This is a genomic window from Leisingera sp. ANG-M6 (genome assembly GCF_000813905.1).
Classification (GTDB): domain Bacteria; phylum Pseudomonadota; class Alphaproteobacteria; order Rhodobacterales; family Rhodobacteraceae; genus Leisingera.
The window spans coordinates 135,046-151,645 of sequence record NZ_JWLG01000018.1 but is presented as its reverse complement, the minus strand read 5'-3'; the positions used below and the strand labels follow the sequence as shown (position 1 = coordinate 151,645).

Genomic DNA, 16,600 nt, shown 5'->3' with positions numbered 1-16,600 from the left:
GGGCGAGGCGGTGCGTCACGCCTTCGCGGGGCTTGGGGAAGCCGGGGAAGGAGCGGGCGGGGGTACTGAACCCCATGTTGTCGAAGTCGCGCAGGACTGCGTAGCGGGTCATTTTCATGCCGAATCTGGTTATGTAACTGGTTACATGGTTGATGAAACCAGTTACATGTGTCAAGAATTTCATTAAGGACGAACCGGAACCGGCAAAGGAAGGCAGGCGGAATGCAGCGGAGCACCAACCGGAAACGCGCCAATCTGCGGGATGTTGCGGCGGCGGCGGGCGTCTCAGTCGCCACCGTTTCCCGCGTCATGAACGCACCGGAAACCGTGGCCGAGGCGACCCGGAAGCGGGTGGAAGAGGCGATGAATAGCCTGCACTGGGTGCCGAGCGCTGCCGCCCGCGCGATCAATACCGGGCGCACACGGTTTGTCGGGGCGCTTGTGCCGACGCTGGACAACGCCATCTTTGCCCGGGTGCTGGCCAGCATGGAAAGCCGACTGGCGGCGCACCGGCTGTCGCTGGTGGTGGCGACAACCGACAATGACCCTGCCCAGGAGGCGGAGAAAGCCAAGGGACTGGTCGATATCGGCGCGGAGGGGCTGATCGTGTCCGGTATTACCCACGCGCCGCAGTTCTACAGCCTGATCGAACGCTGTCAGCTGCCGACGGTTTCCACATCGTTCTATGATCCGGGCTACCGTCTGCCCACTATCGGATATGATAACGCAGCAGCGGCCCGTACCGCTCTCACCCATCTGACGGATCTGGGCCACCGCCGGATCGCGGTGGTGCATGGACCAAGTTCCAGCAACGACCGGACGCGATCGCGCATTGCCGGGCTCGAGGGTCACAGCCCGAAGCCTGACCTGAGTTTCCATGAAGTCCCTTTGTCCATTGCCGGCGGCTGCGAAGCGGGCCGCGGCATCCTGCAGGCGGAGGAGCAGCCAAGCGCTGTTCTGTGCCTGTCGGACGTGCTGGCGTCGGGCGTGCTGTTTGAGCTTCAGCGCGAGGGTGTGGCTGTACCACAGGAAAAATCGGTGATGGGGCTCGACGACTTGGCCGCGTCAGCCCATTTGTTTCCCGCGCTGACCACCGTCCACTTGCCGGTGTCGCGGATGGGCACAGCGGCGGCAGACGCAATAGCCTCATGGGTTGAAACCCAACAGGCGCCCACGCCCAGCTTGTTGAAATCAAAACTGGTGGTCAGGGATTCGACAGCGTTCTTATCGGCAGCTGCCAAGCCTGGCACTGGCAATAGGGATGGTTCAGATTCGGATGGGCAATCCATTCCGGGCACTGCCTGAAACCGCTGCAAGTAAACGGTGTCCGTTCCCGCATCTCCTTCCCCTTAGACAGCCATTTCATTGGCCACGCATGCTATTTGCGTTGGGTTCTCTACTTTGCACCATGTCCCCTTGCACGCCGCAGATGTCCGACGGTGCGGTCGAATTTTGGCCGATTGCCTGCCCGGCATCTGGCAAAATGATAAGCATGCCGAAAACGCGGCAAGTGAGGGCTTAAACAAAATCTGTGATAACTGCGGGGGATCCGCTATGTTTTTAGTATCAGCCCTAGGCAGAATCCTGAATTGGCACCAGGCTGCCGGCAACCGGATTTTGCTTTTTGATGGGATACCGCAGAACGCAGTCAGAGCCGCAGATCACTCCTGCAGATGCTATCAAAGCACTTGAGAAGCAGCTGGCGCAGGAAAAGGCACGGTTTGCCGCCACCGCCGCAATCCTAAAGGTCATCGGACAGTCGCGGGAAGACATTCAGCCGGTTTTCGACATCATTGTAAAAAGCGCCACCGAGTTGTGCGGCGCACGGTTCTGCATGCTGTGGCGCTGCAGCGACGGCATGATCCACTACTGCGCAAGCCACGGCTTCACGCAGGCGTTCATGGACGGTTACCTGGCCAATTATCCGGCACCGCCAGCTGCCGGTTCCATTTCCGGGCCGGCTATCCGAACGGGCCGCACGGTTCATCTGACCGATGCCCAGGCGCCGGACTATTACGATCACAAGACCGCGCGTCAGTTCGGCTACAAGGAGATGGCCGCTATTCCGGTCAAGGCTGGGCCAGGCATATGGGGCGTTCTTGTTCTGGGGTGGCCAACAGGAAAGGCTGCTCTGGCAACTGACATCAGCTTGCTGGAAACCTTTGCCGAACAGGCCAGCATCGCCATCAGCAATGCGCGGCTATTCAGAGACACTAAGGAAGCGCTGACGCATCAAACCGCGACATCTGAGGTGCTGGGTGTGATCTCCCGCTCGCCCAATGAGATCCGGCCGGTGCTTGACGTCATTCTGAAAGTAGCCTCTGACATCTGCAAACCGCAGACGGCCTATGCGACACTGCTGGATCCCGACGGCAAATACAGGATCGCAGCGGCGCATGGCATGACGCCGGAATTCCGCGGGTTCCTTGCGGAGCAGGCGTTTGAGCCAGAGGCCGGCAGTTGCACGGGGAGAACGGCGCTGCTGCAGAAAACAGTGTATATCAGGGACACCGAAGCCGACGCGGAGTTCAAATGGAAAGCCGCCGCCAAGCAGGGAAATTTCCGGTCGGCGCTGGGGGTGCCGCTGATCAAGGATGGTGTCGTGGCGGGTGTCATAACCCTTGGCCACGAACAGACCGGAGCTTTCACGGAGAAGCAAATCAGCCTTTTAGAAACCTTTGCGGCGCAGGCGGTGATAGCGATCAGCAACACGCAGCTGTTCGAGGAAGTACAAATGCGCACGGCTGAGCTGAGCGAAGCGCTAGAGTATCAGACCGCGACATCGGAAGTGCTGAGTGTGATCTCACGGTCGCCGAGCGAACTGGAGCCAGTGCTGGACTCTATCCTCCAGGTGGCCTCCCGGCTGTGCGATCCTGAATATGCGTTTTTTGCAATGCTGGACGCAACAGACGGGCTGTACAGGATCAGCCGGTCCCACAACGTACGGCCTCGGTTTCTTCGCTATCTTGAAGACAACCCGATTGCACCGGGGGAAGGCAGCTGTATCGGCCGGACGGCTTTGACTGCCAGGACAGTGTATATTGCGGATACGCTAAATGACGACAGCTACACTTGGAAGGAAGCGGCGGGAATTGGCAATTTCAGAAGCACGCTGGGGGTGCCTCTGATCAAGGACGGTGTGGTCCTCGGGGTGATCGTGATGGCGCACAGCCAGCCGCGGGCCTTTTCCAAAAAACAACTGGGCCTGTTGGAGACCTTTGCCTCTCAAGCGGTAATTGCAATCAGTAACACCCGGCTATTCGAAGAGGTGCGGGCGCGCACCGCAGAGCTGAGCGAGGCGCTAGAGTATCAGACCGCGACATCAGAAGTGCTCAGCGTTATCTCGCGTTCGCCGAATGAGCTGGAGCCGGTTCTTGAAGCGGTGCTCAAAGTCGCTGTGCGGATTTGCAGCCCTGAGGTGGCCTATGTGGCGCTGCTGAACGAAGAGAGCGGCGCCTATGACGTGGCCGTCACCCACAATGCGAATGACATCTTTGAGGAGATTCTGGCTCAGCAGGAATTCGTGCCGGGGATGGCGACGACAACCGGCAGGGCCGCATTGACAGGCCGAACAATCTACATACCCGACATCGAGGCCGATCCTGACTACGGCTGGCGGGAGCAGGCGCGCAAGGGCGGCTTCCTGTCCAGCCTCGGTGTGCCGCTGATCAAGAACGGCAAAACCATCGGCGTGATCACACTGGCCCATGTCCGCAGGAATGCCTTCAGCACCAAGCAGATCGCCCTGTTTGAAACCTTTGCGGCGCAGGCAGTGATTGCGTTGAGCAATGCGCGGCTGTTCACGGACTTGCAGAATGCGCTGGTCCGCCAAACTGCCAGCGCCGATATCCTGCGAGTGATCAGCAGTGCGCAGGAGGATGCAAAACCGGTTTTTCTGGCGATCGCAGCGGCAGGGGTGCGGCTGCTAGACTGCGACGGGGCCGCAGTGCTGATCCGGAATGGGGATCATTTCTCCCCGGCCGCGGGAATGCGCAGAGACGGGCCGATGGACACTTTGAATCCCGATCCGGTGCTGATTGACCCCAAGCTCAATTTTCCTAGCCAGGTCTTTGTGACTGGAAAGATGGTGCATGTTCCGGACTTCGCCGAAACGGACCTGCCCCCGCATGAAGTCGCAACGGTGGAAAAATTCGGCCTGCAGTCCTGCCTGTACCTGCCGTTGCTCCGCGACGGCGATTGCGTCGGGGTGCTGGCGTTTTCGCGTGCGGACAGCAAACGCGCCTTCACCGGCGAGCAGGTCCGGCTGGCAGAGAGCTTCTGCGACCAGGCGGTCATCGCCATTCAGAATACGCGCATGTTCAACGAGACCCAGTCGGCCCTGGCGCGCCAGACGGCCAGTGCTGATGTGCTGCGGGTGATCAGCAAATCACCGACCGACACCAAGCCGGTGTTCGACGAGATCGTGCGCCTGGCGATCTCATTGATTTCCTGCGATCTGGCGATTGTGACCGAATGCGATGGCAAGGCGTTCTGGCAGACTGCGGTCGCAACGCCTGCCGGTGTGGAAACTGAAATCAGCCAGACCCGGCATCCCGTCGACCCAGCACAGAACTTTCCGTCGCAGTCCTATACAGGCAAGAAGATCCTGCACATTCCCGACTGGTCAAAGGTGGAGCTTCCCCCGATGGACTGGCGGATCTATCACGCCAGCGGCTTCCGCTCCTCCTTGATGCTGCCCTTGCTGCGGGACGGGGTGTGCATCGGCGGCCTGGGATTCATCCGCAAGGCAGCGCGGGCGTTCTCCCGGGATGAAATTGCAATGGCAGAATCCTTTGCCGACCAGGCGGTGATCGCCATCGGCAACGTCCGCCTGTTCCAGGAGGTGCAGGAGGCCCGCGCCGCGGCAGAGAAAGCGAATGAGGCCAAAAGCGCGTTCCTGGCCACGATGAGCCACGAAATCCGCACCCCGATGAACGCGGTGATCGGCATGAGCGGGCTGCTGATGGACACCGAACTGAACGTTGAGCAGGCCGACTATGCCCGCACCATCCGCGACAGCGGCGACGCGCTGCTGGGGATCATCAACGAAATCCTCGATTTTTCCAAGATCGAGGCGGGCCAGATGGTCATCGAGGCGCACCCCTTCGATCTGCGCGACTGCATCGAAACCTCCCTGGACCTGATCAGCGGACGAGCTGCTAAAAAGCAGCTGGATGTTGCCTATGTCATGGACGACAGCGTGCCGCCTGCCATCAGCGCCGACCTGACCCGGCTGCGGCAGATTCTGCTCAACCTCCTGTCCAACGCGGTTAAGTTCACCGACACCGGCGAGGTGGTGCTGTCGGTAACGTCGGACCCACCTGCAGATGGCCGGGTAAAGCTGCATTTCGATGTCCGCGATACCGGCATCGGCCTGTCCGCGGAGGGGATGAGCCGCCTGTTCCAGTCCTTCAGCCAGGCGGATTCCTCAACCACGCGTAAATACGGCGGCACCGGGCTGGGGCTGGCGATTTCGAAGCGGCTGGCAGAGCTGATGGGGGGCACGATGCAGGCCGCCAGCGAGGGGCCGGGCAGGGGATCGGTGTTCAGCTTCACCATCCTGGTGGAACCGGCAGGGATGCCGAAACCGGCGGCCCGCAGCTTGCTGGGCCAACAGCCGGAATTGGCTGGCAAGCGCATCCTGATGGTGGATGACAACGAAACCAACCGGAGAATCCTGACGGCGCAGACCCGCAAATGGGGGACGCAGACAACCGCCGTGGCCTCAGCCGGTGCGGCGCTGGAGGTGCTGGCGAAGGATGCTGAATTCGACCTGGCGATCCTGGACATGCACATGCCCGGAATGGACGGGGTGGCACTGGCGCGCCGGATCAGGGCGACGAACAAGGACCTGCCGCTGGTGCTGTTCAGTAGCCTTGGGGATCGCGGCACCGGTGCGGAAGAGGGGCTGTTTGCGGCCTGTCTGGCCAAGCCGCTGCGCCAGTCGCAACTGTTCGATACGCTGGCCGGGCTGTTTGCGCCGTCGGCTGTGCCTGCGGCAAGGGCCGGCACGGGCGGCAAACCGGCAGCCGATCCGGAAATGGCCGCGCGCCACCCGCTGCGGATCCTGCTGGCAGAGGACAATCTGGTTAACCAGAAGCTGGCGGTCCGGCTGCTGGAGCAGATGGGCTACCGCGCCGACCTTGCCAGCAACGGGATCGAGGCGCTGGAAAGCGTGGCACGCCAGGTCTACGATGTGGTGCTGATGGATGTGCAGATGCCTGAAATGGACGGGCTGGAAGCCTCGCGGCGGATCACCGGCGCATATCCGCAGGACGGCAGGCCCGCGATCATCGCGATGACCGCAAATGCGATGCAAGGCGACCGGGAGATGTGCCTCGAAGCGGGTATGGACGGCTACATTGCTAAACCCATCCGCGTCGAACGGCTGATCGAGGCGCTGGAAGGCATTCAACCGCGCGGAAAGGAGACGCCATGAGCGCCAGCCCCCTGGACCCCGCTGTCTTTGCAGAGCTGCAGGCCGCCACCGGCGCGGATTTCGCGGCAGAACTGGCCGCCACCTTTCTGGAAGAGGCGCCGGGCATGATCGCACAGCTGAAACAGGCGGCGGCGGCCGGCGATGGCGACGCTTTCCGCCGCGCCGCGCATTCGCTCAAGTCCAACGCAAACACCTTCGGCGCCACTGCGCTTGCGGCACTGGCACGGCAGATGGAACTGTCCGGGCTTGGCGGCCCGGCACCGGATCTTGCCGCGCTGGATAGGGTATACACCCGCGCGGATGCCGCGCTGCGGGGGCTGCTGGATGGCTGAGGCGCTGGGGCATGTGCTGATTGTGGACGACAACAAGGTCAACCGGCTGCTGCTGGCGCGCAATGTCGAGCTGCTGGGGCACCGCTCCGAGGCCGCGGAAAACGGCAAGGTCGCGATGGAGCGGCTCAGGGCCGAAACCTTTGACCTGATCCTGCTGGACATTGAAATGCCCGAGATGGACGGCTTCGAAGTGCTGGCGGCAATCAAGGCGGCACCGGATCTGCGCGATATGCCAGTGATTGTCACCTCTTCGCTGGAAGGGCTGGAAAATATCGTGCGCTGCATCGAATTGGGCGCGGAAGACTACCTCCCAAAACCCGTGAACCAGGTTCTGCTGGGCGCCCGGCTCAGCTCGAGCCTGGAAAAGAAGCGCCTGCGGGATGAGCAAAAGCGGCTGCTGGACCGGTTTGCAACCCACGAGGTGGCGCTGGACCTGCAGAACTCCGGTTTTTCCATTGGGGGCAAGCGGCTCACCGCATCGGTCCTGTTCTGCGACATACGCGATTTCACGGCTTTGTCCGAAGATCTGCCGCCGGAGGCCACCATCGAGCTGCTGAACACCTATTACACGCTGATGTTCGACGCCGTCAGCAGCAACGGCGGCATCGTGAACCTGATGATTGGCGACGGGCTGATGGCGCTTTTCGGCGCGCCGCAGCCTCTGGCAAACCCGGCGCAAAGCGCGGTGGCAGCGGCCGGGGAAATGTTCGGCATGATCACGGTTCTGAACCAGGAGCAGCGCGCGGCGGGCGCGCCGGAAATCCGGCTGGGGGCCGGCATTGCCACCGGCGAAGTGGTGGCGGGTTATGCCGGCACGGACGACCGGGCCGCCTACACATGCGTTGGGAAAACCGTCAATCTGGCGGCCCGTCTGGAGGCGCATACCAAGATTGCCTGCCGCAGAATACTGATTGACGAGCAAACCCGGAACGGCCTGCCGGACTCCGCCAAAGCTGAGAAGATTGAGCAAGTGGAGTTCAAGGGGTTCTCAGAAGCGCTGGATATTTTCGCTCTTTGACCCAGTTGCAAGTCGCCGAGTCCGCTGGGCCGCCGAATTTGAAAAAGGCCTGATCAAGGACAGAACTATGCAAAGCTTCCGCTGCAGAAAAAACGTGCTTCAAACCGGCGGATTGCCGGCGTCACGGCAGACGTGCAAAATATCTTGAACAAATAGCTCTACTGCATATCGCGGGATCTGACCGCGGCGTGTTGCCAAATAGAAGGTCGAATTCCAACGCAGCTGCTTGTTCCTGACCTCTTTGAGTTTGCCTTCTGCTACCCGGCTATCAGCAAAGTGATTTGGCAGCGGCCCCAGAAAATGACCGGTTTCGATCAGCATTGCCATCGCTTCCATATTGGCGACGACGGCCTTTGGTTCCGGTGTTCCTAGGTCGGGCGATACCAGCATATCGTAAGAGCGCTGGCACAACTGGTACTGAAAGATGGTTTCTAGGCTGGCCTCCTTGTCCTGTTGCTCAAAGAGGGGATGCCCCGGTGCGCAATACAGACGGTGCTCTTCAGCGCATAGCGGCACATAAGTAAGCTCTGGCACCTGATGACGGAACGGCGCGAAGGCTGCATCAAGCTCACCCATAATCAGCTGCTGCGTCAGATCCGTGGGGGAGGCAACCACCATCTTAATTCGGACTTCATTCGGCCGAGATAAGAACCGCTGCAATGCCTTGACCAGATCACGGTCTGGCAAGCTGTCGATTGCATCCACCATCCCGACTCGCAGGTCTCCTGCCAGGGTATTACGCAGCTCCAGAAGCTCTGCATCGAAATCGCGGGCACTGCGCAGCATATCACGTGCCTTCTGATAAGCGATCGCGCCGCGTTCCGTCAGCCGAAACCCGCCACGGCCGCGTTCGCAAACCCGGTAACCTAGAGAGGTTTCCAGGTCGCGGATACGAACACTGATCGCGGACTGTGTGACCCCAAGGGCATATTGCGCATCGGAGAACCCGCCGCACTCAACTACAGTGACAAAGGTTTCCAGCAAAGTGTTGCGCAGCAGTTTCATAGTCAGTGTGTTCCCTGTGAAGCGCGCTAATTACATAAAAAATTCTCATGTGAAGATATGCAACATAATATTTTGCCACACTGCACACTGTGGTGATGTCTCTCAAGACCCCGTCAAAAACGTAAAGGGTAGGGGCACTCACATGAATAATGACTTAAAATTGGCAGCTTCACCTTTGCTATGCCCGGCCCCCGCCCTTGCTTTTTTGTGGACTGGAATTCGCCATAGTGAAGCTTCCGGACTTAATCACGACACCCACGAGCAGGAGTTCAATAGCGCTTCACGAACGCACCGTCGGCTGCGTTACCTTGGCGGTCTGCCCGATGGGTAAGCTCGGCTCCATGGTGGAGACCGTTTAGCAGACAGCGGACGGCCGCCTTTCCGCAAATCGTCCTGCTCCTTCCGGGGCCGGTCTATCATAGAGAAATTCGGGGAATCATATGTCTGGACACGGTTACGAATCCGGCCGCCTGAACCTGCCCTTTGTCGGCATCGCCACCTTCGGCAAGAAACCCTATGTCGAGGATTGGGACAGCATCGACGCCGATGTAGCAATCCTGGGCGCCCCGTTTGATTTCGGCTGCCAGTTCCGCTCAGGCGCGCGGTTCGGCCCACGGGCTGTGCGCGAAGCTTCGACGTTGTTCAGTTTCGGTCATGCCGGCGCCTATGATCACGAAGATGATGCCACGTACCTGGGTGAGGACGTGCGCATCGTCGACCTGGGTGATGCCGACATTATTCACACTAAGACCGAGGAAAGCCACGCCAACATCGAATACGCCGTAAGGAAAATCTTGGATGCAGGCGCACTGCCCGTCACTATCGGTGGCGACCATTCCGTCAACATCCCATGTATCAACGCCTTTGCCGAGGACTGCGCCAGGAACGGCTCTCTCCATTTGGTCCAAATCGACGCCCATCTGGACTTTGTCGACGAGCGCAAGGGCGTCACCGATGGCCACGGCAACCCGATGCGCCGCGCGATCGAAAAGGAATACGTCTCCGGCATGACTCAGCTGGGCATCCGCAATGTGTCATCAACTGCCAAGGAAGGCTATATCGACGCGCGTGAACGCGGCTCGGACATCCTCTCGGTGCGCCAGGTGCGCAAGCTGGGGACGGACGCCGTGCTGGATCGCATCCCCGCAGGTGCACGCTACTACGTGACCATCGACATCGACGCCTTCTGTCCGTCGATCGCACCCGGAACTGGTACCCCCAGTCACGGAGGCTTCCAATACTACGACGTGCTGGAAATCTTGCAGGGACTCAGCAAACGCGGCGAAGTTGTCGGAATCGACCTTGTTGAAGTGGCCCCGGCCTATGACCCCTCCGAAAGCACCCAGATCCTGGCGGCCCAGCTTTTGCTGAACTTCATCGGCTTTATCTTCCACAACAAGGCATAAGCCCCTCCCGAGGCGCCTGCAAATTCAGCCCCGGTGTCAGCCGGGGCGTGTCGGCATCTGTGCATCAGGCCTCTTGCCAACAAGCGAGCGCTCCGTTTACCTGCAACAACAGCACCGTTTCAGGCGTAGTGTTTGTTCCGGGACATTTTGCCGATGCCGGGATTCATGCTGTTTGTGGGATCTACCGTTTTGTAGAACGCCGCCAGGTCCGGCTTGGCCCGGTACAAATGGCCGACGTTGTGCTCAGCCGGATATTCCGCCCCGCGTTTGTCCAGCAGTGCCAGCATCGCGTCCTTCAGCGCTTTCAAGTCTGCACCCTTCTTCACGATGTAATCCTGATGCAGCACGTGGCACATGAAATGCCCGTAGTAGAGCCTGCGAAGCAGCTGATCCCCGATCTCCGTCGGCAGCTCCTCGAACCAGTCCTGATCGTTGCGGCGCAGGGCGATGTCCAGCGCAATGATGTCCTCCACCTCTGAGCGGTGCACGGCCATGTAGCGCACCGCGGCGCCGGCCGCGGCAAAGCGGTGCAGCCCTGCCATCTTGGCCTCGCGCGGGGTGCATTCGAAGTAGCTGAGGTCGCCGTCCCCCGCCATTTTATCCAGCAGCGCGCGGGCCTCGGCGATGCCGCCATCGCGCATTTTGAGGATCAGGTGATGCGGGTGGGACTGGCGGAACGCCCGCATCCGCCGCGGCAGGATGTCCGGCCACAGGCGCGACAGCATCTGCATCACCCGGTCGGTCAGATTGCCCAGGCCGGGAATGCCCGCCAGCCGCGCATCCACCGCGCCCTTCAGGGCAAAGAACACCGGCAGCCGGTCTGTGCCCAACTTGTCGATCATCACCATGGTGTCCTTGCCATAGCGGTCCGACAAGTCAAAGACATCCCTGTGCATGTATTCGGCGCTCACCGGCAGGGTGGCAAACTCCGCCAGGATGCGGCGGCGCAGGGCGGTCAGCGCCGCGGTGGTTTGGCTGCCGACATAGAAAGTCAGCTCCTCAGCATTCTTGGCGTAGGTATCCAGCCGCACCGCAAAGACCGCCAGCTTGCCCGCACAGCCCGCAGCCTCGTAAAGCCGCGACTTGTCGGCATTGAACCGCGCCGGGGTCGGCGCGTCGATGTCTCTAACCCTGCGCGCATAGGAGGTGTCGGAGGCTTTCCGGTTGCCGGTCTCAACATCCTCAGGGCGGTAATCGCCGCGTTGCAGTCGGGTCAGGATCTCCTCCGGGCTGGCGCCCAGATTTATGCCCAGGTGGTTAACCAGCTCCAGCTGGCCGTCCCCGGTAATGCGAGCAAACAGCGACAGCTCGGTATAGGACGGCCCCCGCTCTACCAGCGACCCGCCGGAGTTGTTGCAGACCCCGCCCACAATCGACGCCCCGATGCAGGAGGAGCCGATCACCGAATGCGGCTGGCGGCCCAGCGGCGCCAGCAGCTTTTCCAGCGCAAAGAGGGTGCTGCCGGGGAAGCTGACGACCTGCTTGCCGCCGTCCAGCAGCTGCAGCTGGTCCATCCGCCGGGTGTTGATCAGCACCACACCGCGGTCATAGCTGCCCTTGGGGGTGGACCCCTCGGTCAGGCCGGTGTTTGCCGCCTGCATGATGATGATCTTGTCCGCCGCTACACAGGCCTGCAGCACCTTCCACTGCTCCAGCAGGGTTGCGGGCTGGACCACCGCCAGCGCTTCCCCCTCGCCGGAGCGGAACCCCTTGCGGAACCGCCGTGTGGCGCGGGCGCTGGTCAGTACATGGCGGCGCCCGCATAGGGATTTCAGGGTCTGGATCAGTTCTGCATCGGTCATCACAGCCGCCTTTCCCTGCTCAGTAAGCCACAGATGGCAGCCAGGTTGCCAGTGCCGGCCACAGGTAGACGAACATCAGGCCGGTCAACTGCAGCAGCACGAAGGGAATGATGCCCTTGTAGATATGGCCCAGGCGGATCTCCGGCGGGCAGACGCCCTTGAGGTAGAACAGCGCAAAGCCAACCGGCGGCGTCAGGAAGGACGTCTGCAGCGTCACCGCCACCAGGATCACGAACCACACCAGCGCCGGTTCATCAATGGCGCCGAAACCGGGGATATCCAGGCCCAGCCCGTTCACGATCGGGCGCATCAGCGGCAGCACGATCAGGGTGATCTCGATCCAGTCCAGCACAAACCCCAAGAGGAACACGATGAACAGGATCATGAAGACGGTGCCCTCGGGGCCGAAACCGGTGCCCTGGATCATCTCCTCGATCAGTGCATCACCGCCCAGCTCCCGCAGCACATAGGAAAACACCGTCGCGCCCAGGAAGATCGCAAAGATATAGGCGGTGGTGTTGAAGGTCGCCTTGAGCACATTGACCAGCTTCGCCAGCGTCAGCTTGCGGTAGCCAAGCGCTAGCAGCGTCGCCCCCAATGCGCCCACGCCCGACGCCTCCGTCGGCGTGGTGAGACCTGCAAAAATAGAGCCTAACACGGCCAGAATCAGCCCCAGCGTCGGCAGCACCGCAATCAGCACGTCCTTGACCGCGGCCCAGTCCGGACGCTTGGCCCCCGCAGGCACCGGCGCGACGTCGCGTTTGATCAGCGCAATCACGAAGATATAGGTGAGGTAGAGCGCGCCGATGATCACGCCCGGGAACACCGCGGCCATGAACAGATCACCAACGCTCAACGCCATCTGGTCCGCCATGATCACCAGCATGATCGAGGGCGGGATCAGAATGCCCAGCGTGCCGGAGGCCGAGACCACGCCCGCTGCCAGCGCGGGGCTGTACTTCTGCTCCATCATCGACGGCAGCGACAGGACGCCCAGCAGCACCACAGAGGCCCCGATGATGCCGGTGGAGGCCGCTAGGATGATGCCGATCATGGTGACAGTGATCGCCAGCCCGCCACGCACGGTGCCGAACAGCCGCTGCATTGCCCCCATTAGCCGCTCGGCAACGCCGCTTTCGTCCAGCATCAGACCCATGAAGATGAACATCGGCAACGCCACCAGCACCGCGTTCGACATGGTGGCATAAACCCGGTTCACCACCGCCCCCAGCGTCAGGTAATCCAGCCCGGTCAGGGTTTCCTCCAACCCGGTCCAGTTCATCATGCCGTTGTCGAACAGATAGGCCAGCCCGCAATAGGCCACCCCGACCCCGGCCAGCGTCCAGGCCACCGGAAAGCCGGTGAACAGCAGCGCAATAAAGGTGAGGAACATGGCAATAACCAGCTTTTCCTCGGTGGTCTCCAACAGGAAGGTCAGCGCGGTCGCGACAACAGCAAAGCCAACCAGCGCCCAGATCACCAGCCGCAGACTCTTGCCGGCGCGCTCCTCTGCCGGACCGGCCAGCAGCGCGTGGCCGTCATGGATCAGCCGCGCCAGCGCCGCTGCCGCCAAGAGGACAAAGCTCAGCGGGATCACCGCTTTCAGCGCCCAGCGGGCCGGCAGGCCCGTGGGGCTGTCGGAACGTTCGCTCACCCGCCAGCTTTCGTAAAAATAATCATAGCCCTGATCGATCATCAGATAGATGAACGGCACCAGCAGGGTCAGGATGCCGATCACCTCGATGATCCGCCGGGCGCGGCGGCTCAGCTGCATATGCAGAACATCGACCCGCACGTGGCTGTCGGTGACCAGCGCATAGGAAATGCCGATCATCGTCACCAGCCCGTAGAAATGCCACTGGATCTCGTCCAGCTTGGGATAGTTCTGGTTCAGCATGTAGCGCAAGGCGACCTGCGAGACGACGGCCAGCACCAGCAGCAGGTTGGCCCACATCACCAGATTTCCGGTGCCCTTGACCGCGTTGTCGATCCACACCGCCAGCTGCTGCCGGTCCTCGTCGCCATGCTCAAGGATCTCTTCGTAGCGTTCGATCGGGTCGTCCTGCAGGTGCAGATTCTCAGCCATGGTTTCCTCCTCCGGAACGTGGCGTGCGCGGACGTGAATGCGCCCGTGTCAGTCAGGGAAATGACGAAAATCAGGGAAAGCGGGGCGGCGGGAATATGGCCGCCCCGAGGTTGCGCAAGCGGCTTACTTGCGCGGGAGGAATGCGTTTTCCTTCCAGACCGCATAGCCTTCGCGGAAGGTTTGCATGTCCAGCAGCACCCGGCCGAAGAACTGGTCGTTGGTGGCCTCTTCCGCGGCAACCTCATCCCAGGTGGCGCGGAACAGCTCCAGCATCTGCGCGTCCCACTGCTTGATGTGGACGCCGTTGTTTTCGACGTTGTCGATCAGCGCCGCGTGCTGGATCGCCTCGCCTTCGGCAAAGCTGTCGGCCATCGAGGCCTTGCAGGCATTTTCGATGATGGCCTTGTGCTGGGCGCTGGCCTCGTTCCAGACATCCTTGTTGACCAGCAGTTCAAACACGGTGGCCTGCTGGTGCCAGCCGGGGAAGTAGTTGTATTTTACCAGCTTGTGGAAGCCCAAACGGGCGTCGATCGCAGGCATCGAGAACTCGGTTGCGTCGATGGCGCCCTTCTCCAGCGCCGGGAAGATCTCGCCGCCGGGCAGCAGCGATGTCGCCACGCCCAGCTTTTGCATCACCTTGCCGCCGAGGCCAAAGAAACGCATCTTCAGGCCGTTCAGGTCCTCGGCGCTGTTGATCTCCTTGGCGAACCAGCCGGAGGTCTCCGGCGCGATCACCGCGCAGGGCAGCACCTTCACATTGTATCCCGCCTGATCGTACATCTCCTGATACAGGGTCATGCCGTTGCCATAGTAGAGCCAGGCCATGTATTCGCCCGCCTCCGGCCCGAACGGCACGGCAGAGAACAGCGGCGCAGCCGGGATCTTGCCTGCCCAGTAGCCGGCGGTGGTGTAGCCGGAGTTGATCTTGCCCGAGGACACCGCATCCAGGATCTCGAACGGCGGCACCAGTTTGCCGGGCTCATAGACTTTCATCTTCAGGCTGCCGCCGGACATCAGGTCCAGCTGCTCTGCCACCCGCGGGATCGGCGTGCCGAGGCCCGGCAGCGCGGTCGAAAAGGCAATCGGGGTCTTGAGCAGCAGCTTGTCAGCGGCCTGCGCGGCAGGGGCTGCCAGCAGCGATGCGGCCACGGCCAGCGAAGTCAGGGTCTTTTTCATGGGGTCTCCTCCGGGTTCAGTCCGGCCGCTCCTCCGGCCGCAATTCCAACCGCTGATGCGGTATGACTGGTAAATATTGTTGACCACACAACTCAGTCAACAACTTTATTTACCACTGAGCTGACTGTCCGCGGGAACGTGAAGCGTACAAAACCGCATGTTTTTTCCGCACTTTGAAGGCAGGTTCAGAAAAGATTGTTTTCTTTCATGCTATTGTATCAACCCCGGATATCCGTATTTCTGGGTACATCAGCTTGCAGTTTTTCGGGGCAGTGGTAAAGTTTCAGAATGACCTCTGTTCCGAGGTTTCCCAGCATCTAAGTGGACGCCATGACCGACATCCGCCCGTTTGACCCCGTTGGACACGAATCAATTGCCGATGCCGTGGTCGAGCAGATTGAGGCGATGATCGTCGACGGCATCCTCAAGGAAGGCCGCAAATTGCCCTCCGAGCGGGAGCTGGCAGAGGCCATGGGGGTGTCGCGCCCCAAGCTGCGCGAGGCACTGCAAACGCTGGAAAGCCGCGGCCTGGTCAATGTCCGCCATGGCGAGGGCACCTTCATCGCGCCGCTCACCGGGCGGGCCATGTCCCCCGCGCTCCTGTCGCTCTACACCCGCCACGGCGGCGCCTTTTACGACTACCTCGAATACCGCCGCGAGCAGGAGGCCTTCGCCAGCCGCCTGGCCGCCACCCGTGCCACAGACTCTGACAAGGCACGACTCGCCGAGATCGTCGCCGATATGCAGACCGCCTGGGAGCAGGACGATCAGGACGCCAGCCAGGAGGCCGACTTCCGATTGCACACCGCAGTGGTCGACGCCAGCCAGAACACCACGCTGATCCACATGATGGCCTCGGTCTACGACCTGACCCGGCAGGGGGTGTTCTACAACCGGGAATTCCTACGCACGATGGATGGCACCGGCGCGGAGCTGCTGAAACAGCACAAAGAGATTGCCCAGGCGATCATCGACGGCAACCCGGACCGCGCCGAGACCGCTGCACGGCGGCATATGGATTTCGTTGAGGAATCCTTCCGTGCCGGCCAGGAGCAGCAAGCCCGCGAGATCCGCGCCGCAAAGCGGCGGCAGCTGACGAGGTAGGTTTCTAGCCTGTGCCGCCAAAGGGCATAGCCGAGCGGCGTCAAGTCAGCTGCAAAGGCGCGGCATACTGACTTCAAAGAAAATTGACGAGCCCTTGAGGGTTGCCATTTTTCACAATAAATCAAAATCTTATGCAAAATCTCTCCAACCATTGGTCACATTTTTTTCAATCGTTTACGAACCACACTTCCAACTTTCTTCATCTCAGTGCGAGCCAACAGGCAGCGGCAGT

The 16,600-nt window shown here is 61.1% G+C and carries 10 protein-coding genes; 6 read left to right on the top strand and 4 right to left on the bottom strand.

Annotation, left to right across the window (positions count from 1 at the left end):
* Window positions 1–222 precede the first annotated feature (222 nt).
* The 4 genes from RA24_RS17310 to RA24_RS17295 all read left to right on the top strand — a co-directional run bounded on the left by RA24_RS17310 (window position 223) and on the right by RA24_RS17295 (window position 7,789).
* Window positions 223–1,305 carry a substrate-binding domain-containing protein gene (locus tag RA24_RS17310; protein WP_039172760.1) on the top strand — a complete coding sequence of 361 codons (1,083 nt, stop codon included), beginning with the start codon at window positions 223–225 and terminating at the stop codon, window positions 1,303–1,305.
* A gap of 322 nt (window positions 1,306–1,627) precedes the next feature.
* Entirely contained in the window at window positions 1,628–6,439 is a 4,812-nt protein-coding gene (locus tag RA24_RS21825) for a GAF domain-containing protein (protein ID WP_052269622.1), read from the top strand.
* Window positions 6,436–6,771: an Hpt domain-containing protein gene (locus tag RA24_RS17300; RefSeq protein ID WP_019296385.1), complete on the top strand. Its 336-nt coding sequence runs from the start codon at window positions 6,436–6,438 to the stop codon at window positions 6,769–6,771. Before RA24_RS21825 ends, RA24_RS17300 begins: the two co-directional genes overlap by 4 nt.
* Window positions 6,764–7,789 carry an adenylate/guanylate cyclase domain-containing protein gene (locus RA24_RS17295; protein WP_019296386.1) on the top strand — a complete coding sequence of 342 codons (1,026 nt, stop codon included), beginning with the start codon at window positions 6,764–6,766 and terminating at the stop codon, window positions 7,787–7,789. Before RA24_RS17300 ends, RA24_RS17295 begins: the two co-directional genes overlap by 8 nt.
* A 99-nt stretch (window positions 7,790–7,888) precedes the next feature.
* Here the strand turns inward: RA24_RS17295 and RA24_RS17290 are convergent, their stop codons facing one another.
* A complete protein-coding gene (locus tag RA24_RS17290) occupies window positions 7,889–8,794 on the bottom strand; it encodes a LysR family transcriptional regulator (RefSeq protein ID WP_039193185.1) in 906 nt (301 codons plus the stop codon).
* A gap of 440 nt (window positions 8,795–9,234) precedes the next feature.
* Here RA24_RS17290 and speB point away from each other — a divergent pair, with 440 nt between their 5' ends.
* On the top strand, window positions 9,235–10,200 hold the full coding sequence (gene speB / locus RA24_RS17285; protein WP_019296388.1) for an agmatinase: 966 nt from the start codon (window positions 9,235–9,237) through the stop codon (window positions 10,198–10,200).
* 119 nt (window positions 10,201–10,319) lie between these two features.
* Here speB and dld read toward each other — a convergent pair whose 3' ends face one another.
* The 3 genes from dld to RA24_RS17270 all read right to left on the bottom strand — a co-directional run bounded on the left by dld (window position 10,320) and on the right by RA24_RS17270 (window position 15,264).
* Window positions 10,320–12,002 carry a D-lactate dehydrogenase gene (gene dld / locus RA24_RS17280; protein WP_039193183.1) on the bottom strand — a complete coding sequence of 561 codons (1,683 nt, stop codon included), beginning with the start codon at window positions 12,000–12,002 and terminating at the stop codon, window positions 10,320–10,322.
* A gap of 19 nt (window positions 12,003–12,021) precedes the next feature.
* Window positions 12,022–14,088 carry a TRAP transporter large permease subunit gene (locus tag RA24_RS17275; protein ID WP_039193181.1) on the bottom strand — a complete coding sequence of 689 codons (2,067 nt, stop codon included), beginning with the start codon at window positions 14,086–14,088 and terminating at the stop codon, window positions 12,022–12,024.
* Window positions 14,089–14,211: 123 nt separating this feature from the next.
* A complete protein-coding gene (locus RA24_RS17270) occupies window positions 14,212–15,264 on the bottom strand; it encodes a TRAP transporter substrate-binding protein (protein ID WP_019296391.1) in 1,053 nt (350 codons plus the stop codon).
* Window positions 15,265–15,594: 330 nt separating this feature from the next.
* Here RA24_RS17270 and RA24_RS17265 point away from each other — a divergent pair, with 330 nt between their 5' ends.
* Window positions 15,595–16,368: a FadR/GntR family transcriptional regulator gene (locus tag RA24_RS17265; protein WP_029204832.1), complete on the top strand. Its 774-nt coding sequence runs from the start codon at window positions 15,595–15,597 to the stop codon at window positions 16,366–16,368.
* The last annotated feature ends 232 nt before the right edge of the window (window positions 16,369–16,600 follow it).